Below are 20165 nucleotides of genomic sequence, written 5' to 3' on the forward strand. Positions count from 1 at the left end.
CACCCACCGCCACCGCCTCAACCGCGGCGGCGACCGGCAGGCCAACTCCGCGCTCTACCGCATCGTGCTCTGCCGCCTGCGCTGGGACCAGCGAACCAAGGAGTACACGCAGCGGCGCACCAAGGACGGCCTGTCCAAGAAGGAGATCATCCGCTGCCTCAAGCGGTACATCGCCCGCGAGATCTACCAAGTCCTGACCACCCCGGCCAACACCACCACCACCACTGCCGAACAGCTCACCACCGCCGCTTGACATCCATAAGAGCATCCCGTACGAGACGTAAAGGACCGCCTGATGAACGACAACAGCCTGCGTGTCGTCTGGGTCTACCCCGACCTGCTGTCCACCTACGGCGACCAGGGCAACGCCCTCGTCGTCGAGCGCCGCGCCCGGCAGCGGGGCTACGACGTCACGCGCGTCGACGTCCGCTCCGACCAGCCCGTGCCCGCCTCCGCCGACATCTACCTCATCGGCGGCGGCGAGGACCGCCCGCAGCGGCTCGCCNCCGAGCGGCTGCGCCGCGACGGCGGGCTCAACCGGGCCGCCGGCAACGGCGCGATCATCTTCTCCGTCTGCGCCGGCTACCAGATCCTCGGCCACGAGTTCATCAACGACCTGGACCAGCAGGAGCCCGGCCTCGGCCTGCTCGACGTCACCAGCGGGCGCGGCCAGGCCGGCCGCTGCGTGGGCGACGTGCTCGCCGACATCGACCCGCAGCTCGGCCTGCCCCAGCTCACCGGCTTCGAGAACCACCAGGGCGTCACCCACCTCGGCCCGACCGCCAAGCCGCTCGCCCGGGTCCGTTTCGGCCACGGCAACGGCACCGGCGACGGCACCGAGGGCGCGTGGAACGGCAATGTCTTCGGCACGTACATGCACGGCCCCGTGCTCGCCCGCAACCCGCAGATCGCCGACCTGCTGATCAGGCTGGCGCTGGAGTCCCCGGGCCTGGCACCGGTCGACGACCGCTGGTACGAGGCCCTGCGCAACGAGCGCATCGCCGCCGCCAGCGCCTCCCGCTGACGCCGCCGCACGCGGCCCGCTTCTCCGGGGCACCCCGGCGACGGGCCGCGACGGGCCGGGGCTAGCCTGAGTCAGGGCATCACCGGCACGAGGAGCAGCACCGACATGGACCACGGCGGGCACGGCGGCCACCTGGACCTTCCGCCATTCACCCTGGGGCGCGGGCTGGAGTGGACCGGCGAGCCGGTCTTCCTCATCGGCTCCCTGGTGGCCCTCGCTCTCTACGGCTACGGGGTCTTCCGGCTGCGCCGCCGCGGGGACGACTGGCCGCTGGGGCGGACCGTTGCCTTCACGGCCGGTGTGCTGACCGTCGTCCTGGTCATGTGCACGGGCCTGAACGACTACGGCATGGTCATGTTCAGCGTGCACATGGTGCAGCACATGGTGATCAGCATGCTCTCGCCGATCCTGCTGCTCCTGGGCGCTCCCATGACGCTCCTGCTGCGGGCCCTGCCGACCGGCAGGAGCCGCTCCGCGGTGGTCTCGCTGCTGCACAGCCGCTATCTGATGGTGATCACGCACCCCGTGTTCACGATCCCGCTGTTCATCGCGAGCCTGTACGCGCTGTACTTCACCCCGCTCTTCGACTGGCTGATGGGGAGCGAGGCCGGGCACGTCGGGATGATGGTCCACTTCCTGGCCGTGGGCCTCGTCTTCTTCTGGCCGATCATGGGCGTCGACCCGGGGCCGAACCGGCCCACGTACGTGATGCGGATTCTGACGCTCTTCGCGGGCATGCCGTTCCACGCCTTCTTCGGCATCGCGCTGATGATGGGCAGCGAGCCCATGGTGGACGTCTACACCAACCCGCCCGCGTCCCTCGGCATCGACGCCTTGGACGACCAGCAGTCCGCCGGCGGCATCGCCTGGGCATTCAGCGAGATCCCCTCGGTGCTGGTCCTCATCGCGCTGGTGTACCAGTGGTACAACTCCGAGCAGCGCCGCGCCAAGCGCAGCGACCGCACCGCGGACCGCGACGGAGACCAGGAGCTGGCCGCGTACAACGCCTATCTGGCCTCGCTCGGCAGCCGCAAGCCGTAGCCGGACGGACACCCGGCGCTCCTTCGACTATCGCCACGGTCCCCGGCGAGGGACCATGGAGGCAGGTTGCGTGCGGTCGCGCGGGGACGGCCGCCGGCTGGCGGCTGGAGGCGGCATGGACAAGCCCGGTTCTGCGAAGGCCATGGTCGTGACTACCGTGGCCGGTCTCGTGGTCATCACGGCGTACACAGTGTCGGTTGGCAGCAGCGGATGGCTCTGGTTCGGCTGGGTCGTCCTGGGGCTGGCCGCTCTGGGTGTGGTGCTGACCGGAGGCTCCTGGAGATAGACGCGCAGCCCCGCGGGCCCCGCTTCAGCCGGTGAGCAGCGTGCCGCAGCGGGTGCAGCGGACCGGGGGTGCGGTGTCGGCCAGCCGCCCGCACTCCGGGCAGACGCGTTCCAGCCAGCACACCGGCTCCCCGCCCGCGGGCTCGGCCGCGCCGATAGCGGCGGGCTCGGGCGTCGACGCGGGCTCCTTCTCGTCCTCGCCGCCCATCAGCGCCCTCCCGGTTCCGTAGGGGATCACCTGCCGGATCCCGTCTTCAGCCATTCACACCCTTCCCGCCATAAGCGGCCGGAATTCGAGGCCAGTTCGACGTCAATTCGTTACGGTACCGTAATCTGAGAACTTGTCTGCGACTGCATGCAACGACTCGGGTTGCCGAACCCCGCCGCGCGACGGCGGGGTTCGGCCGTGGCCGGGTCCGCGGCTGCGCGCAGGGCCCAGTGCGTCGGCGCGAGGACAGGGGTGACGGATGGCGGCCGGCACAGCGACTCTGGAGCGGCCCGCCGCCCCGGCGGCCCCGGCCGTCCGACCGGCCCCGCCGGGACCGGTCGGGTACCGGGCGGTCCCGTGGGCGCTCTGGTGGGCGGCCTGCCTGATCTGCGGCGGGCTGACGGGCCTGCTCCTCGCGGCCGTCGGCACGCGGCGTGGCGCACGCCCCTCGCGGCTGCGGGTGCGGGCCGTCCTGTGCGGCGCCGGGGTCCAGGCGGTGCTCGCCGTCGCGTTCGCCCTCCTCGGCCCCGGCGGTCAGGCGCGGGCGTGCCCGGCCGCCGGGGAGGGCGGCGGGGTGTGGCAGGCGGCCCGCACGGTGCTCAACGCGCCCGTCTCCGGTGCCGCGTTGCTGTACGCCGCGGGGGAGGGCGGCGAGAGGTTCCACTGCGCGGCGAACGGCACCACGGTGGTCGTCCTCGACGACGGGTTCGCCCGCGCGGGCACGATGTACGGCACGGTCTTCCTCACCGACCAGCGGGCCGAGTCCCAGTCGCCGCGGATGCGGAAGCTGTCGGAGCACGAGGCGCGCCACTCCGACCAGTGGGCGCTGGGGTCGCTGCTGGCGGGGCCGGCCGCGTTTCCCGCGCTGTACGCGCTCGACGAGGTGTTCTTCCCCGGTGCGTACAACCACTTCGAGCAGGCGGCCGGCCTGGAGGACGGGGGCTACGACCCGCCGCCGGACAGCCCGCCGGCCGCGGGCCGGCTGGTGGTGCTGTCGGTCGGCGTGCTCGTCGGCTACGCGCTCGCGGTGAGTCCGGGGCGCCGCAGGCCGGCGCCCCCTGCGCGGCCGGTGCCGGCCGCCCCGTACGACCCCGGTGGCGCTCGCGGGCCGGAGCCGGAGCCGGAGTCGGAGGCAGGGCCAGGGCCGGATCCGGAGAAGGCGGCCGTGCGGGTGTGAGGGCGAGGGCCGGCGCGTTCTCGCTTCGAAAGTTTCGGAATCCTCGGGGCGTCGTCAGCCGCCGGGCGGCGGGGCCGTGCTGTTGCGTACGACCAGACTCGTCGCCAGCTCGACGCGGCGCGTCACCGGCTCGTGGCCGCGGCCCAGGTCGAGCACCAGCCGGGCCGCCGCCTCCGCCATCTCCGTCAGCGGCTGCCGCACGGTGGTCAGCGGCGGGCCGATCCAGCGGGCCACCGGCAGGTCGTCGAAGCCGACGACGCTGAGGTCGTCGGGGATGCGCAGGCCCCGTTCGCGGGCAGCCTCGTACAGGCCGAGGGCCTGCAGGTCGTTGCCGGTGAACACCGCGGTGGGGCGGTCGGGCAGGGCGAGCAGCTCGCGCCCGGCTGCGTAGCCCGCCTCGTGGTGGAAGTCGCCCTCGCGGATCAGCTCGGGGTCCACCGGCAGCCCCGCGACGCCCAGCGCCGCGCGGTAGCCGTCGATACGGGCCCGGCTGCACATCATCGCCGGCGGCCCGCCCACGACGCCGATCCGGCGGTGGCCCAGACCCACCAGGTGGCGCGTGGCGGCCAGCCCGCCCTGCCAGTTGGTGGCCCCGATGGACGGCACGTCCTCGGCGAGGTCGCCGGCCGGGTCCAGCACCACGAACGGGATGCCGCGCCCGGTGAACTGCGCCCGCTGGTCGGCGGAGAGGTCCGACAGCACCAGGATGGCGCCCGCCGGCCGGCGCGCGAGCACGTCCTCCACCCACGTCTGTCCCGGCGTGAGCCGCCCGGCGCTCTCGGAGAGCACCACGCCCAGCCGCTCCGCCCGCGCCACGTTCTCCACTCCCCGGATGACCTCCATCGCCCACGCGCTCTCCAGCTCGTGGAAGACGAGGTCGAGCAGCGGAGACTGGCGCGCGCCGCCGCCGCGCCGCCGGTAGCCGTGCTCGCGCAGCAGGTCCTGGACCCGGGCGCGGGTGCCGGGGGAGACGTCGGAGCGGCCGTTGAGGACCTTCGAAACGGTCGACGCCGACACCCCGGCGGCCTCCGCTATCGCCGCCAGCGTGGCGGTGGCCTGCGGCTCCCCGCCGGCTGCGGGGGCTTCGCCGTCGAACTGGACTCCAGCACCACTCATGCCGGGATGGTAGCCCCGCCGCCCGGCGCTGCGCGATGTCTTGACCTTCCTGTGGCCTCACCCTAGGTTGCGCAGAAATATTCGCGACGCTTTACGAAATATTGCCGCTCGCCCGGTGGTGGTCCGGCGAAGGAAGGCCCGGTATGGACAGCAACGACCCCCGGCACGACCCGTCCTCCGTGTCCGGCTCCCCGGCCGGCGGGACGCCACCGGAGGACGCGGCCGGCGACGGCGTCAGCAGGCGCCGCGTCCTCGGCGCCGGTCTGGGCCTCGGGGCGCTCTCCGCCACCGCCGGCGGCGTCCTCGCCCTGCCGGGCACGGCCGCCGCGGCGCCGCAGCCGGACCCGCCGCGGCCGACGGACCCCGGAGCGTACATCGCCCACGGCCCGGGTCGCGGCCGGTTCCCGCTCGTCGCCGGCGGCCGGGCCGTGCCGCTGGTGGCCGACGGCGACGACTTCCCCGGCGTACTGCGCGCGCTGGGCGATCTGCGCACGGACCTGGAGCGGGTCACGGGCGTACGCCCCGCGCTCACCCGGGGCCGCGCGCCGTCGGGGCGTACCGCGGTGCTCGTCGGCACCATCGGGCGCAGCCCGCTGATCGACGGCCTGATCGCCGCCGGCAAGCTCGACGTGACCGGCGTTGAAGGCCGGTGGGAGACCTCGCTCCAGCAGGTCGTGGCCGACCCCCTGCCCGGCCTCGACCACGCCTTCGTCATCGCCGGCAGCGACCAGCGCGGCACCATCTTCGGCATCTACGACGTCTCCCGCGGCATCGGCGTCTCCCCCTGGCACTTCTGGGCCGACGTCCCGCCCCGCCGCCACGACGCGCTCTACGTGCTGCCCGGCCGGTTCTCGCAGGGCACCCCGGGGGTCAAGTACCGCGGCATCTTCATCAACGACGAGAACCCCGCCCTGGGCCGCTGGGCCCCGGCCTTCTTCGGCGCCGGCCACGCCGAGGGCCACCCCGGCGGCTTCAACAGCGCCTTCTTCGCCAAGGTCTTCGAGGCCATGCTGCGGCTCAAGGCCAACTACCTGTGGCCGGCCGTCTGGGGCCGCGCCTTCGCCGAGGACGACCCCGCCAACCACGCCACCGCCACCGAGTACGGCATCGTCATGGGCACCTCGCACGAGGCGCCCATGATGCGCGGCATCGAGGAGTGGAACCGGCACGCCGTCCCCGCCGTGCGCGACGAGGACGGGAACGTCGTCACCGAGGGCCACGACCCGTACGGCGGCACCGGCGAGTGGAGCTTCTTACGCAACGAGGACGCCATCCGCGGCTACTGGCGCGACGGCATCCGCCGGCTGGCCGCCGAGGGCTCCGAGGGCGTGGTGACCCTCGGGATGCGCGGCAACGGCGACACCTCGCTGCCAGACGGCGACGGCATCGAGCTGATGGAGCGCATCATCGCCACCGAGCGCGCCATCCTCGCCGAGGAACTGGGCGACGCGACCGCGGTGCCGCAGGTGTGGACCATGTACAAGGAGGTCCAGCACTACTGGGACAGCGGCATGCAGGCGCCCGACGACGTCACCGTCGTCTTCACCGACGACAACTGGGGCAATCTGCGGCGCGTTCCGGACGCCTCGCTGCCGCCGCGCTCCGGCGGCTACGGGCTGTACTACCACTTCGACTACGTCGGCGGCGGGCGCAACTACAAGTGGGTCGACACCGCCAACCTCGCCAGCACGTGGGAGCAGTTGCACCAGACGTACGCGTACGGCATCCGGAACCTGTGGGTCGCCAACGTCGGCGACCTGAAGGGCAACGAGCTGCCCACCCAGTTCTTCCTGGACTACGCCTGGAACCCCGACCGCTGGCCGGCGGAGAACCTGCCCGAGTGGGAACGCCGCTACGCCGGCGACAACTTCGGCCCCCGGCACGCCGCCGAGATCGCACAGGTCCTGAACGAGTACGGCCGCCTCCAGGCCCGGCGCAAGCCCGAACTGCTCAACCGCCGCATCACCCTCGACCCGGCCAAGGACCCCGCCACCGACTCCACCGCCGTCGTCTACGACGACCGGGCCACGCCCTTCAGCCGCGTCAACTACGGCGAGCTGGACCGGGTCACCGACGAATGGCAGGAGCTGGCGCGTACGGCGGACCGCATCGAGGCCCGGCTCGACCCCGCCGACCGGGCGGCGTACTTCCAGCTCGTCCGCTACGCCGTACGCGGCACCGCCGTCGTCTACGCGCTGCGCCGCGCCGAGTTCACCAACCTCCTCTACGCCGCCCAGGGCCGCGCCGCCGCCAACCAGCTCGCCGCCGAGACCGACGCCCTGTTCGCCGAGGACCAGGCGCTCGCCGACTACTACAACCACACACTCTCCGGCGGGAAGTGGCAGGGCTTCCAGACCCAGCCGAAGATCGGCTACGGCGACGTCGAGCGCTACGGCCCCAACGCCCCCTGGCAGCAGCCGGAGAAGGACAACGAGGCGCTGCCCGACGAGGTCTTCCCCGCCGGACAGCGCATCGACCCCGCCGCGGGCGCGCTGCTCGGCGTGGCCGTGGAGGGCTCCGAGAGGTGGTGGCCGGACGCCCCCGAGCCCGCGGTGCTGCCGTCAGTCAGCCCCTACGACAGCGGCCCCGCCCCGTACATCGAGGTCTTCAACCGGGGCCGCACCCCCTTCGGTTACGAGATCGAGCCCGCCGTGCCCTGGCTGCGCCTCGACCGCCCCCGCGGGCGCGTCACCACCCAGGTCCGCGCCCGGCTGCGCGTCGACTTCGCCCGCGCCCCCCGGGGCACCACCACCGTGCCCATCCTGGTCAGCGGCGCCGGCCGCACCGTGGAGGTGCACGCCGGCGTGCACCGCCCGTCCGTGCGCCACTCCGCGCTCGCCGGATCCGTCGAGGCGGGCGGCTGCGTCTCGGTGGAGGCCGACCGCCACACCCGCGCCGTCCCCTCCGCCGGCGTCGGCTGGCGCCGCATCCCCGGGATCGGGCGCACCGGCAGCGGCATGGCGCCGTTCCCGGTCACGGCCGCCCCGCGGCCGGCCGGCCAGGGGCCGCGGCTGGAGTACACGATGACGCTGTTCACCACCGGCACCCTGCGCGCGGCCGTGTACCTGTCGCCGCGCAACAGCGTCCTCACCCCCGACGGGCTGCGCTACGCCCTCGCCTTCGACGAGGACGCCCCGCAGACGGTGAACGTCACGCGGGTCACGGGCGCCGACGACGGCCTGATGAACCGCCAGTGGGAGCGCAACACCTCCGACAACGCCGCCGTCACCGTGACGGAGCACCGGGTGACCAGGCCGGGCGTGCACGTGCTGAAGCTGTGGATGGTGGACCCGACGGTGGTGGTGCAGAAGCTGGTCGTCGACACCGGCGGCGTACGCCACAGCTACCTCGGCCCGCCGCCCAGCGTGTTCGTGCAGCGGTGACTCACGGCCCGGCCGGGGGCTGCGGGGAGCCGGGGGTGATCAGGCCCGTTTCGTAGGCGGCGATGACGGCCTGGGCGCGGTCGCGGAGCCGGAGCTTGGCGAGGATGCGCGCCACGTGCGTCTTCACCGTCGCCTCGCTGAGCTGGAACCGGGCGGCCAGCTCCGCGTTGCTGTGCCCGCGCGCCAGGGCCTGCAGCACCTCCAGCTCGCGCCGGGTCAGCGCGGACAGGTCGCGGTGCAGCCGGGCCGCACCGTCGTCGCGGGTGGCGAAGCGCTCCACGAGGCGGCGGGTGATGGCCGGCGCCAGCAGCGCGTCGCCGGAGCGCACCAGGCGGACGGCGGCGGCCAGATGCTCGGGGGTGACGTCCTTGAGCAGGAAGCCGCTGGCGCCGGCGCCGAGCGCCGCGTACACGTACTGGTCGAGGTCGTACGTGGTCAGGATGATGACCCGCGGCGCGCCCGGCCCCGGCCCCGGCGTTCCGCTGTCCGCGCCGAGGATGCGGCGGGTGGCCTCCAGGCCGTCCATGCCCGGCATCCGGATGTCCATCAGCACCACGTCGGGCAGGGCGCGGCGGACGGCGGCCACCGCCTCCTCGCCGTCGGCCGCCTCGCCGACGACCTCGATGCCGTCCGCGGCGAGGATCATCCGGAAGCCGGTGCGCACGAGCGCCTGGTCGTCGGCGATCACCACCCGCGGGGGCCGGTCCGCCCCGCCGGGTCCTGCCTGCGTGCCCACGGCCCCTCCACGGCAATCCTCGCGGGGACCGCGGGCCCCGCCCGCCCGCGGTCAGCGTACCGGGGCAGTCTGGCAAGACGTCCGGCGCGGCGGATCGGCCGGAAGACGCAATCCGTCTCAACTTCCCGGCTACACCGGAAGAATGACCGCGGGCGCGCGGCCGGATTCCGCCCGTACGAAATCGGCCGTGTACGCCGCTCCGCGGATTATCGCGGGCGGCGCCGAGATGCCGTAAGAAGGTGAAATCTCCGGCAATTGCCGCCCCTTGTGGGCCCCGGAGCGCCCTCCTACACTCGGGCCGACCCTTACCAGGGTCCGCGCAGTAGTGCTCGATTCTCACACCAAGAGGAGGGCTCCCCGCATGCTGCGAAAGCTGGGTATCGGCATTATGGCCGCTGCCGCAATCGTCACCCTGTCCTCGGCCCCCGGGGCCACCGCCGCACCCGCTCCCGCACCGGAGCGTACGGCCGCCACCACGCTGTACTACGACGACAGCCAGGCCGGCGAATTCCAGAGCGCCGTCGCCGCGGGCGCCGAACAGTGGAATTCCACCGTGGAGAACGTGCAACTCGTGAAGGCTCCGGCGGGCACCCGTGCGGAGATCCGGATCATCGCTGACGACGGCTGGCCGCGGGCCACCCTCGGCCCGGTCCGCCCCGGCGGGAGCGCCACGGTCTGGTTCGGCCGCCAGGCGGTCAACGAGGGCTACGACACCACTCGCATCGCCGCGCACGAACTGGGCCACAGCCTCGGGCTGCCCGACATGAAGCCCGGCCCGTGCTCGTCGCTGATGTCCGGCTCCACCGCCGGCGTGGACTGCACCAACCCCGTGCCGAACGAGGCCGAGCAGGCGCAGGTGGAGGCCAACTACGGCTTCGGTGCCGCGGGCTTCACCCCGATGGACGGACGCATCATCGTCGACGCGCCCTGAGCACCGGACCGCACGCACGGCACATCCCGTGGCCGGGAAGGCGACTTCCCGGCCACGGGGCGGCCCGGCCGCCCTGTGTGAGGGTGGCACCATGCACCTCACACCAACCTTCGTCCTCGTCCACGGGTCGTTCGCGAACTCCTTCTCCTTCGCGCCGCTGCAGGCGGAACTCGCCTTGCGCGGACACCGTTCCCTCGCCGTCGACCTGCCGGGCCACGGATTCGCCGCCACGTTCCCCGCGGCCTATCAGGCCCCGCAGGACCCCGACGGGCTCGCTACCGCGCCCGGCGCGATCAAGGGCGTCACGCTCGCCGACAACGCGGCCCACCTCGTCGGCGTGCTGGAGCGGGCGAAGCGCCACGGGCCGACGGTCGTCGTCGCGCACAGCCGCGGCGGCATCACCGCCACCGCCGCCAGCAACGCCCGCCCCGACCTGTTCGACCGGATCGTCTACGTCTCCGCCTGGTGCCCGGTCGACCTCGACGTGGGCGACTACTACGGCGAGCCGGAGATGGCCGGCGTGGACGTGGCCGGCCTCGCCCGCGCCGGCGTCGGGGACCCGGCCGCGCTCGGCCTGATCCGTACCAACTTCCGCACGGCGGACCCCGAGGCGCTGGCCTCCTTCCGGCAGGCGTTCGCCGCCGACCTCACCGACGACGAGTTCCGGACCGTTCTCAACACCTTCCAGCCCGACGAGAACCTGGACGTCGGCTCGTCCGCGGACCGGGCGCAGGCGGCCACCTGGGGCCGGATCCCGCGCAGTTACGTGCGGCTGGCGGACGACGCCAGCGTGCCGCCCGCCATCCAGGACCGGCTGATCCGCGAGGCCGACGCGCTCACCCCCGGCAACCCGTTCGACGTGCACACCCTGTCCGGCAGCCACCTGCGCTGGCTGGTGCACCCCGGACCCGCCGCCGACGTCCTGGCCGGCCTCGCGGGGGGCTGACCGGGAGCCCCGGCCGGCCCTTGGGAAGTTGAACACCGCGAGTGCCTTCCGGACCCATTGACTGCATGACGTGAAGGGAGTTCACTCACCTCGCGCAATGGTATGGACCATGCTCCACGCTCGACCCCTCCACGCATCGAGGTGAGCTTCCATGTTCCTACGCAGACGCAGAAATCCGCTCCGCAAGGCCGTGCTCGTCGCCACGGCCGTCGCCGCCGTGCTGGCCGTCCCGCTGCCCGCCACCGCCGGCGCGGCCCCGCCCCCGGCCCCCGAGCCGGACGGGACGGCTGGCGCCGCGCCCTACGCCGTCACGTTCGAGGACAACTTCGACGGCCCGGCCGGCTCGGCGGTCAACAGCGGCAAGTGGCTGATCGAGACCGGCGACAACGTCAACAACCACGAGCGGCAGTACTACACCGCGGGCAACGCCAACGCCGCGCTCGACGGCCAGGGCAACCTGGTCATCACCGCCCGCCGGGAGAACCCCGGCAACTACCAGTGCTGGTACGGCCGGTGCGAGTACACTTCCGCCCGGCTCAACACCTCCGGCCGCTTCACCACCACCTACGGCCACGTCGAGACCCGGATGAAACTCCCGCGCGGACAGGGCATGTGGCCGGCGTTCTGGATGCTCGGCAACGACATCGGCCAGGTCGGCTGGCCCGCAAGCGGCGAGATCGACGTGATGGAGAACGTCGGCTTCGAGCCGAGCACCGTCCACGGCACCCTGCACGGCCCGGGGTACTCCGGCTCCGGCGGCATCGGCGGCGGGTACACGCTGCCCGGCGGGCAGCAGTTCGCGGACGCCTTCCACACCTTCGCCGTGGACTGGGCGCCGAACGAGATCACGTGGTCGGTCGACGGCAACGTCTACCAGCGGCGCACCCCCGCGGACCTCGGCGGGCGCGAATGGGTGTTCAACAAGCCGTTCTTCCTCATCCTGAACCTCGCGGTCGGCGGCTACTGGCCGGGCGACCCCGACGGCAGCACCTCCTTCCCGCAGCAGCTCGTCGTCGACTACGTGCGCGTCAGCACCTCCGACGGCGGCGGCGGTACCTCCGGTACGTTCACCGGCCCGGCCGGCAAGTGCCTCGACGTGGCCGGCGCGAGCACCGCCAACGGCGCCGCCGTCCAGCTCTACGACTGCAACGGCACCGCCGCGCAGCACTGGACGGTCGGCACCGACGGCACGATCCGGGCCCTCGGCAAGTGCCTCGACGCAGCCGCCGCCGGTACCGCCAACGGCACCCGGGTGCAGATATGGGACTGCAACGGCACAGGCGCCCAGCGCTGGTCGTACAACTCCGCCACCCACGACATCGTCAACCTGCCCGCGGACAAGTGCCTGGACGCGGTGGACGGCGCGACGGCGAACGGGACCCCGACCCAACTGTGGACCTGCACCGGCGCCGCGAACCAGAAGTGGACGCTCCACTCCTGAAGCCGCGGGCACGGTGGCGCGGCCGGCGACGGCGGTCTTCCGCACCACCGCGCCACCGTGCCCCCGCGCCCGCCCGGCGGCGTTCCTCAGGCGAGGAACGACAGGTCGCCGTTCTTCTCGGCCCGGATGGGATGGTCGCCCCACTCCAGGTGCTGGACGTCGTCGGTGCAGGTCACCGAGACGTCCTGGCAGTAGTAGCCGGTCTCCTCGCCGGGCTCGGCGAGGAACACCTCCGGCAGCCGGTCGCACCGGGGGTCGACGGGGGCCAGCGGGCCCTGTGTCGTGCCGTTCTTGCCCGTCTCCCAGGCGTACCGGTCGTAGACGGACCGGGCGGTGTGCACGCTCTTCAGCGGCCGGGCGGTGTAGACGAAGTCCTGGCTGAACGCGCCCGCGCTGCCCGACGTCGTGCCCTTGCTCGTCACCAGCCAGGGCACGGTCACGCCCTCGTACGTCACGGTGCAGCGGACGGTCTCGCCGCGCGGCCGGTCGACCTCGCCCGCGCACCGGCCGGGGCCGGTCTCGCCCATGACGCCGGCCATCCGCACGGTCTCCTGGCGCAGATGGTTGAGCACCTTCTCGTTCGTCTCCGCCTCGAAGTCCGGCGACGGCAGGGCCTTTTCCAGCTCGCGGTCGAGCAGCCCCGGGTGGTGCGTGCTCGGCTCGATGCGCACCGGCCGCTTCGTGCCCTTCACGTCGGACAGCCGGTATGCGGCGTCGCAACTGCTCGCCTCCCCGGCACAGCCGCCCACCAGGGCCAGGACGACCGCCGCTGCCGGAATCACCGTTCGCTTCATCCTGTTGTTGTATCCCGCCCCCGCCGGTAGGGGTCCCCGGCCGCGGCGGGTCACACGACGCCGAGGACGGGGCGGCACAGCTCGTCGATCGCCGTTGCCAGCCGGGCGAGTTCGGCGTGGTCCGCGGTACGTCCGTGCAGATGCCCGAGGCGCCCTCCCGCCCCGTCCCGGGGGTCGCGCGGTGGCGTGGCGCCGGTGGGCACGTCGGCGAGGTCGACGCCGGGCAGGTGGCGCAGGGCGTCGAGCCGGGCGGACAGGTCCGGCGTGCCTCCGGGTGGCGCGGCAGCGGTCACGCGGACCGCCGGCAGCAGCGTGTACCGGTACGTGACCTGCTCGAACCGCGGCGTGTCCGGCACGGGCAGCCCCAGCGCCAGCCGTATCGCCGCCGTCACCATGTCGAAGCCGGACCCGCGCCGCACGATGTCGCCGACGAGGCCGCCGAGGCGGCCGTTGACCTCGATCAGCCGCGGCCCGTCCGCGGTGAGCTTCAGCTCCGTGTGCACGATCCCGTCGCTGATGTCCAGAGCCTCTATCGCCGCCTCCGCCAGGTCCTCCGCGCGCTCCGCCAGCGGCGCGTCGAGGGTGTGCGGGACGAAGGAGCCCCGCTCCCGGAACGGCTCGACCAGGGGGAACTTCCCCGTCACGCAGAGCGGTTGGCACTCCTTGCGGTGCACGGCGGTCTCCACGGAGACGTAGTCGCCCCACTGCGGCCCGGCCGCCGCCGAGGAGCCCGGGAGCAGCGCCTCGACCAGCAGGTCCGCGCCGGGCGCCGCGTCCGCGCACGCCGCCACGGCGGCGCGTGCCCCGGAGACGCTGTCGAGCCGGTGTACGAGCCGGCTGCCGGCGCCGCGCCGCGGCTTCAGCACCGCGGGCAGGCCCACCGCGTCCAGCGCGGCGTCGAGGTCCGCGATGTCGGCCACCGGTGCGAACGGCAGGTCGTCCAGGCCCGCCTGGGCGAACGTCCTGCGCTGCTGCAGCTTGTCCACCAGCCGCCCGGTGACCGCGGGGGAGTGCCAGTACGGGATGCCGAGGTCCGCCGCGATCGCGGAGGTGATCTCCATCCGCTGCTCGCTGAACGTCAGCAGCCCGTCCGGTACGAACCCGGCCACCGCGCGCGCCGCGTCCTGCACGTTCAGCCCGGTGATGTCGCACAGCGTGAACCGCCGCCGCAGCACCGGCAGCAGCTCCCGTACATGGTCCGAGGCCCGGTCCACGACGAGGAACAGCTCCGCACCGCAGCCGCGCGCGGCAGCGGCGACCTCCGCGGCGCCGGCCGACCCCTCGTCGTACAGGACGCCCACCATCCGCTCCCTGCCCACCGTGCTCACGCCGTCGCCCGGCGCGTACGGTAAGGACCGGGACACCCGGCCTGCCACGTGGCCCGCCCCCGTTCCGACCGCACCTACCCGCCGTCCCCGGCCCGCCCGCCGGCTCCCGCGGTCAGCGCCACCGCGGTGACGAGCAGGCCTCTGCGGCACAGCCAGCGGCCGGTCATGCGCGCCAGGGAGGTGCCGTCGACGGTGGGCGCGTGGACGAGTATCCGGGCGGTGAAGGTCCCCTTCTCCGGGTCCATGTCGATGCTGGCCTCGTGGAAGTCCAGCTCCCTGCTGGTCAGCGGATACCAGACCTTGAAGACCGACTCCTTGGCGCTGAACAGCAGCCGGTCCCAGCAGACGCCGGCCGTGCCGCGCAGCCGGGCGCGTACCTGCTCCTGCTCCTCGGGAAGGGCGATGGCCTCCAGGAGGTCGTCCTTGAGCCGCTCGTTGGGCTCGGCGTCGATGCCGACGCCGAGGATGCCGCGGGGATCGCCGCCGGGGTCCCCGCCGCGGCGGGCCACGGCGGCGGCCCGGTAGCCGGCGCAGTGCGTCATGGAGCCGACGACACCGGCGGGCCACTGCGGAGCGCCGCGGCGGCCGGGGAGCAGCGGCGCCGGTTCGACGCCGAGGGTGCCCAGGGCACGGCGCGCGCACTGCCGTACGGTGGCGAACTCCGCCTGCCGGTGCGGTACGGCCCGGGCGACGGCCTCGGCCTCCTCGGGGTACAGCCGCTCTGCCGGGGGCTCGGGCGGGTCGGTGTACGTCTCGGCCGCGGCGACCGCGCCGGGCAGGAGTTCGCGGAGCAGCAGGGCCGGTTCGGCAGCCGCGGCCTGCTGCGGCTGCGCCGCCAGGGCCGTCACGTCAACCGGGACAGCCTGGACAGCCGGGGAAGTCAGCGCGGCCGTCGCCGGCGGGGGCAGGACCGTGCGCAGCGGCTCGCGCGGCGGGCGGCGCTTCCACTCCCGCGGGTAACCGATCGAGACCTCGGTGAACTTGACCCCGTCGTACCAGGTGACGCGGGGTATGTGCAGATGCCCGTAGACGACGGCGGCGGCGCGGAAACGGTGGTGCCAGTCGGCGGTCAGCGTGGTCCCGCACCACTGCGCGAACTCCGGATAGCGCAGGACGTCGGTGGGCTGGCGCACCAGCGGCCAGTGGTTGACCAGCACCGTGGGGTGCGCCGGGTCGGCTTCCGCGAGCCGCCGCTCGGTCAGGGCCACCCGCTCCCGGCACCAGGCGTCGCGCGACTCGTGCGGGTCGGGGTGGAGGAAGTACTCGTCGGTGCAGACGACGCCGGCCTCGTGGGCCAAGCGCAGCGACTCCTCCTTGGTCGCCGCGCCCGGCGCGCGGAACGAGTAGTCGTAGAGCACGAACAGCGGCGCGACCGTCACCGGGCCGCCCTCCCCGCGCCAGACGGGATAGGGGTCCTCGGGGGTCACGACGCCCAGGCGGCGGCAGATGCCGACCAGGTGCCGGTAGCGCTCCTCGCCGCGCAGCGTCACCGGGTCGTCGGGGTGCGTCCACAGCTCGTGGTTGCCCGGCACCCAGACGACCTTGGCGAACCGCTCGCTGAGCAGCCCGAGAGCCCACTCGATGTCCGAGACGCGCTCGCCGACGTCGCCGGCGACGATCAGCCAGTCACCGGGCGCGGTGGGGCGCAGCCCGGCGGTGATGTCGCGGTTCTCCCGGTAGGCGACGTGAAGGTCGCTGACGGCCAGCAGTCTTCCGTGCATCAGGCCCATTCGATCATTCGGCGACGGTGGAACGGAGTTGTCAAGGGCATGACCGCGATATCCGTCGGAAACCGCGCGTCAGGCGTGCGCCGACAGGCTGGTGCCACCACCTAAATTCCCGCCAAAAGGCCGCCGAGCTGCTCTTTCCGTGAGGTGAACCGCGAGTGCGCCGGGGGGAGTTGCGGGCGCTGCCGGAGCCGCGCCAGACTGGATCCTCAACGTCCGTTGAACAGAAGTGTTCTGTTTGCGAGTGGCAAGGAGCAGATCGTGACCACACCGGCCACAGAGTCCCCCGACGGCCCGGCGCAGACCGGGCCACCTACGCCAGCCGGCCCCTCCGGCGGCAACGGCGTGCTGTTCGGTCCCCTGGTGGTCGGGCTCTTCCTCGTCCTCGCGTTCGCCGGGCTGATGATGCCCGGGCTGCGCAACCCCACCCCCAGCGACATGCCGCTCGGCCTGGCCGGCCCCGGCCCGGCCGTCGCGCAGGTCGAAGCGCAGCTCGACGCCGCCGCCCCCGGTGTCTTCGCGGTCACGCGGTACGCGGACGAGGCCGAGGCCCGCACCGCCCTGCGCGAGCAGGACGTGCTCGGCGCCATCGTCGTCGGACCGTCGCCGAAGGAGCCGCCCGGCCTGCTCATCGCGAGCGCCGCCGGCGACCCCCCGACGACCGCGGCCACGACCGCGTACGAGCAACTGACCGAGCAACTCGGCACCCCGCCGCGGGTCGACGACGTCGCGCCGCTGCCCGAGAACGACTCCCGCGGGGTCAGCGCCGTGCTGCTGTGCGTCGCCCTCACCATCGGCGCACTGATCTTCCAGCTCCTCCTGAGCCTGGTCGCCGCCCACGCACCGGCCGCCAGGCGCTGGCTCATCTGCGTGGGCTACGCGGTCCTCGCCGGTCTGGCCGGCGCGCTCTTCGCCGGGCCGGTCACCGGCACCCTGGAGGGCCACTTCCTCGAACTGCTGGGCATCACCACGCTGCTGTCGCTGACCGTCGTCGGCGTCGTCGCCGCCTGCCAGGCGCTCCTGGGCGCGCTCGGCATCGCCGTCGGCGCGCTGCTCGTCCTCCCGCTCGGCCTCGCCTCCTCCGGCGGCGTCGTCGACCCGCACTTCCAGCCCGCCTTCTACGGCGCCGTCTCGGAGTACCTGCCCATGGGCAGCGCGGTCACGCTGCTGCGCCGCGTGCTGTACTTCGACGGCAACGCCATCGGCGGACCGCTGCTCACGCTGCTGCTGTGGGCGGCTGCCGCCTGGCTCCTCACGCTGGTGAGGGAGCGGATCAAGCCCTTCCGTCCGCTGATGGTCATCGTGCCCCAGGCCGCCGTGGCTCCGGCCCCGGCCGCTGCGGGCCGGACGGCCTGATGGCGCGGCACGACGCGCCCACAGACCGGCCGGCCGACCCGCTGCCGGACGCCGGGCAGGACCGCCGCGAGCTGATACGGCTCGCCGCGGTCGAGCTGTTCGCCCGCCACGGCTACCGCGGCACCACCGTGCGCGCCATCGCCGACCGCGCCGGCGTGGACCCGGCGCTGGTGATGTACCACTTCGGCAGCAAGGAGAACGTCTTCTCCACGGTGATCCGGGAGACGATGCGCGCCGGGGAACTGCTGCCGGAACTGCCCCGGCTGCTCGACGAGGTCGCCGACACCGACAGCGCCGACGACCCCGCCGCGGACGGCACCGGCCCCGGCGGGCCCGGCAGCCGGCTGCTGCGCGGCTTCCTCACCCGCTGGGAGGATGCCGCCACCCGTCCCTCGCTCCTCGTGGTCTTCCGCTCCGCGATGGAGCACCCGGAGGCGTCCCGGCTCTTCCGCGAGGTCGCCGGCGGCGAACTGCTGCTGCCCCTCGCCCGCCGCATCCCCGCCCCCGACCCCGAACTGCGCGCGGCGCTGGTCGCCTCGCTGCTCGTCGGCCTGGTCACCGGGCGCTATGTGGTGCCGATCGAACCGCTGGCCGGGATGGAGCTGGAAACCGTCGTCGGCCTCTACGGCCCGTACGCCGACGACATGCTGCTCGGCCGGCTGGGCGGCTCCCCGCGGCCCGGCCGGCCGAGTGCGTGACCCCTGCTGGGGCGTGGCGTCGTGCCGGTGTTCCAGCGCCGGTGTCAGTGGCTGGTGGGGAGTGTGCCGTTGACGAGCGCGGCCACCACATGGCGCCGCTGGAGCTTGCCGCTCGGGGTCTTCGGCAGCGTGCCCCGCGGCACCACCTCCACCCGGTCGGGACGCAGTCCCGTCTCGGCGGAGACGGCCTGGATGACGCCCTCGCGGATCTCCGCGACGGCGTCGGCGTCCGCGTGGCTCTTCGACTCCACCACCAGCACCAGCGCTTCCGTACTGCGCTCCTCGTCGGGGCAGCCGACCGCGGCGATGGCGTTCGCCCGCAGCCCCTCCACCGCCGCGGCGGCCGACTCGAAGGCGTACGGGTGGTAGTTGGACCCGGCGATGATGACGACGTCCTTGATGCGGCCGGTGACGTACGTCTGCCCGGTGTCGGTGAAGCCCTGGTCGCCGGTGTTCAGCCAGCCGTCGTCGCCCAGGACCTTCGCGGTCTCCTCGGGCTGGCGGTAGTAGCCGGACATCATCGAGGCGGTACGCAGCAGGATGGTGCCCTGCTTGCGGTCCGGCAGGTCGGCGCCCGCGTCGTCCACGACGCGCAGTTCCATCCCCGTCAGCGGGGTGCCGGAGGAGACCAGCTCCTGCGCGTCGGCGGCGCCGGGCTGGGCCGCCACAGCCTCGCCGTCGGCGGCCAGCCGGTCGCGGCTGACGGTCAGCGTCGTCAGCGGCTCGCCGGGTACGCACATGGTGGCGGCGAGGGTGATCTCCGCCATGCCGTAGCAGGGCATCATCGCGTGCTCGCGGTAGCCGTACGCGGCCATGCGCTCGGCGAACAGCCGCAGGGTGCCCGCCTGGACGACCTCCGCGCCGTTGCCGGCGACCCGCCAGGCGCTCAGGTCGAGGCCCGCGAGCTTGGCGTCGGGGATGTTCGAGGCGCACATGCGGTACGCGAAGTTGGGCGCCGAGGTGAACGTGCCCCGGTAGCGGTGCATCGCCCACAGCCACCGCTCGGGCCGTACCGCGAACGACATCGGCGGCATGCTCGCCACCGGCAGCCCGTGCAGCAGCGGGGCGAGGTTCAGCCCGATCAGGCCCATGTCGTGGTGCATCGGCAGCCAGCTCACGATGAGGTCGCCGCGGCGGTAGCAGCGCTCGCCGATGGCCGTGGCGTTGGCGAAAATCGACTCGTGGGTCAGCGTCACGCCGCGGCTGTCGCCCGTGGTGCCGGAGGTGAACTGCAGCAGCGCGATGTCGTCGGGCTTGGCCTGTGCGGTGGCCAGGTCCAGGCCGCCCTCGAAGGGCGGTTCGACGATCGCGACACCCGCTTCCTTGCACGGCTCGGTCACGGCCTCGAGGAACTCCGGCGCGACGACCACGGCGCGCGGCTCCGCGCGGCTGATCAGCAGCCGGAGCCGGTCGGCCCAGCGCTGCCGGCGCATCGTCGCCAGCGGCGGCTCGCTGACGAACGGGATGGCGCCCAGCAGGAAGCAGCCGTGCAGCGTGGCGTAGGCGTCGGCGCTGGTGTCCATGCAGACACCGACGCGGTCGCCGCGCCGCACGCCGTGCTCTGCGAGGGTCGTCGCGGCGGCACCCGCGCGCTCGGCGAGCTCCGCCGCGGTCAGCCGGACCGGATCCCCGGAGCCTTCGACGTACGCCAGCGGACGGTCGGGGTCGCCGTCCGCCAGCTCGAGCAGTGCCGCACCGATGGTGGCCGCCGACGTCATCGCGACCGGGGCCGGATCCGCGTCGGGCTGAAATCCCGCGCGGTCCCCGTGGATTTCGTCGGTCGTCGAAACGGCAATTGTCATTCCATACCCCCGAATTGACTGCCGCGGTCGCGGCATTTTATGGGCTGGCTGAGGTAGGGTCATGATGGGCGGCGGGCAACTGCCGCGTCAAGTCGGGTATTCCCAGGTCCAGGCTTTAGCGGGCCACTAGAGCTCTCTTAGTCCGCTCAATCACGATGTAACGGCAGAATAG

The 20165-nt window shown here is 73.4% G+C and carries 18 protein-coding genes and 1 pseudogene; 11 read left to right on the plus strand and 8 right to left on the minus strand.

Annotated features, from left to right (window positions below):
- The 4 genes from B124_RS31385 to B124_RS31400 form a co-directional block, all read left to right on the plus strand.
- Positions 1-253, plus strand: a 253-nt coding sequence (locus tag B124_RS31385; RefSeq protein ID WP_496506396.1) for a transposase, incomplete at its 5' end; no start/stop codon positions are given.
- 42 nt (positions 254-295) lie between these two features.
- Positions 296-1024 carry a type 1 glutamine amidotransferase gene (locus tag B124_RS31390; RefSeq protein WP_496506397.1) on the plus strand — a complete coding sequence of 243 codons (729 nt, stop codon included), beginning with the start codon at positions 296-298 and terminating at the stop codon, positions 1022-1024.
- 105 nt (positions 1025-1129) lie between these two features.
- Positions 1130-2065 (plus strand): cytochrome c oxidase assembly protein, encoded by a 936-nt coding sequence (locus B124_RS31395; RefSeq protein WP_496506398.1) that lies wholly within the window; start codon positions 1130-1132, stop codon positions 2063-2065.
- A 70-nt stretch (positions 2066-2135) separates the two neighbouring features.
- Entirely contained in the window at positions 2136-2351 is a 216-nt protein-coding gene (locus B124_RS31400) for a hypothetical protein (protein ID WP_496506424.1), read from the plus strand.
- A 24-nt stretch (positions 2352-2375) separates the two neighbouring features.
- Here B124_RS31400 and B124_RS31405 read toward each other — a convergent pair whose 3' ends face one another.
- Entirely contained in the window at positions 2376-2612 is a 237-nt protein-coding gene (locus B124_RS31405; protein WP_496506399.1) for a hypothetical protein, read from the minus strand.
- 205 nt (positions 2613-2817) lie between these two features.
- Between B124_RS31405 and B124_RS31410 the strand changes: the two genes are divergently transcribed.
- Positions 2818-3735 (plus strand): hypothetical protein, encoded by a 918-nt coding sequence (locus tag B124_RS31410; protein WP_496506400.1) that lies wholly within the window; start codon positions 2818-2820, stop codon positions 3733-3735.
- 54 nt (positions 3736-3789) lie between these two features.
- Here B124_RS31410 and B124_RS31415 read toward each other — a convergent pair whose 3' ends face one another.
- Positions 3790-4851: a LacI family DNA-binding transcriptional regulator gene (locus B124_RS31415; RefSeq protein WP_496506401.1), complete on the minus strand. Its 1062-nt coding sequence runs from the start codon at positions 4849-4851 to the stop codon at positions 3790-3792.
- A 143-nt stretch (positions 4852-4994) separates the two neighbouring features.
- Here B124_RS31415 and B124_RS31420 point away from each other — a divergent pair, with 143 nt between their 5' ends.
- Positions 4995-8234, plus strand: a complete 3240-nt coding sequence (locus tag B124_RS31420) for a glycosyl hydrolase 115 family protein (protein ID WP_496506402.1) — start codon at positions 4995-4997, stop codon at positions 8232-8234.
- A 1-nt stretch (position 8235) separates the two neighbouring features.
- Here the strand turns inward: B124_RS31420 and B124_RS31425 are convergent, their stop codons facing one another.
- Positions 8236-8970 (minus strand): response regulator, encoded by a 735-nt coding sequence (locus tag B124_RS31425; RefSeq protein ID WP_496506403.1) that lies wholly within the window; start codon positions 8968-8970, stop codon positions 8236-8238.
- Between the two features lie 361 nt (positions 8971-9331).
- On the opposite strand from B124_RS31425, the gene B124_RS31430 reads away from it, so the two are divergent.
- From B124_RS31430 to B124_RS31440, 3 genes are all read left to right on the plus strand, one after another.
- Positions 9332-9901 carry a snapalysin family zinc-dependent metalloprotease gene (locus B124_RS31430; RefSeq protein WP_496506404.1) on the plus strand — a complete coding sequence of 190 codons (570 nt, stop codon included), beginning with the start codon at positions 9332-9334 and terminating at the stop codon, positions 9899-9901.
- A gap of 91 nt (positions 9902-9992) precedes the next feature.
- Entirely contained in the window at positions 9993-10847 is an 855-nt protein-coding gene (locus B124_RS31435) for an alpha/beta fold hydrolase (protein WP_496506405.1), read from the plus strand.
- Between the two features lie 151 nt (positions 10848-10998).
- On the plus strand, positions 10999-12288 hold the full coding sequence (locus tag B124_RS31440) for a ricin-type beta-trefoil lectin domain protein (RefSeq protein ID WP_496506406.1): 1290 nt from the start codon (positions 10999-11001) through the stop codon (positions 12286-12288).
- A gap of 86 nt (positions 12289-12374) precedes the next feature.
- Here the strand turns inward: B124_RS31440 and B124_RS31445 are convergent, their stop codons facing one another.
- The 4 genes and pseudogenes from B124_RS31445 to B124_RS31460 all read right to left on the minus strand — a co-directional run.
- The gene (locus B124_RS31445) at positions 12375-13082 is read right to left on the minus strand and encodes a hypothetical protein (RefSeq protein WP_496506407.1); all 708 of its coding nucleotides are present in this window, start codon (positions 13080-13082) and stop codon (positions 12375-12377) included.
- A gap of 50 nt (positions 13083-13132) precedes the next feature.
- On the minus strand, positions 13133-14410 hold the full coding sequence (locus B124_RS31450; protein ID WP_496506408.1) for an ATP-grasp domain-containing protein: 1278 nt from the start codon (positions 14408-14410) through the stop codon (positions 13133-13135).
- Between the two features lie 74 nt (positions 14411-14484).
- The gene (locus tag B124_RS31455) at positions 14485-15258 is read right to left on the minus strand and encodes a 4'-phosphopantetheinyl transferase family protein (protein ID WP_496506422.1); all 774 of its coding nucleotides are present in this window, start codon (positions 15256-15258) and stop codon (positions 14485-14487) included.
- 39 nt (positions 15259-15297) lie between these two features.
- Positions 15298-16140, minus strand: a pseudogene (locus B124_RS31460) (metallophosphoesterase family protein); the annotation flags it as partial.
- Between the two features lie 258 nt (positions 16141-16398).
- Here B124_RS31460 and B124_RS31465 point away from each other — a divergent pair.
- Positions 16399-17493: a hypothetical protein gene (locus tag B124_RS31465; protein ID WP_496506409.1), complete on the plus strand. Its 1095-nt coding sequence runs from the start codon at positions 16399-16401 to the stop codon at positions 17491-17493.
- Entirely contained in the window at positions 17493-18191 is a 699-nt protein-coding gene (locus B124_RS31470) for a TetR/AcrR family transcriptional regulator (RefSeq protein WP_496506410.1), read from the plus strand. Before B124_RS31465 ends, B124_RS31470 begins: the two co-directional genes overlap by 1 nt.
- 44 nt (positions 18192-18235) lie before the next feature.
- Here B124_RS31470 and B124_RS31475 read toward each other — a convergent pair whose 3' ends face one another.
- Positions 18236-19993 carry a fatty acyl-AMP ligase gene (locus B124_RS31475; RefSeq protein WP_496506411.1) on the minus strand — a complete coding sequence of 586 codons (1758 nt, stop codon included), beginning with the start codon at positions 19991-19993 and terminating at the stop codon, positions 18236-18238.
- Between the last annotated feature and the right edge of the window lie 172 nt (positions 19994-20165).

This window comes from Streptomyces sp. CNP082 (assembly GCF_059570535.1).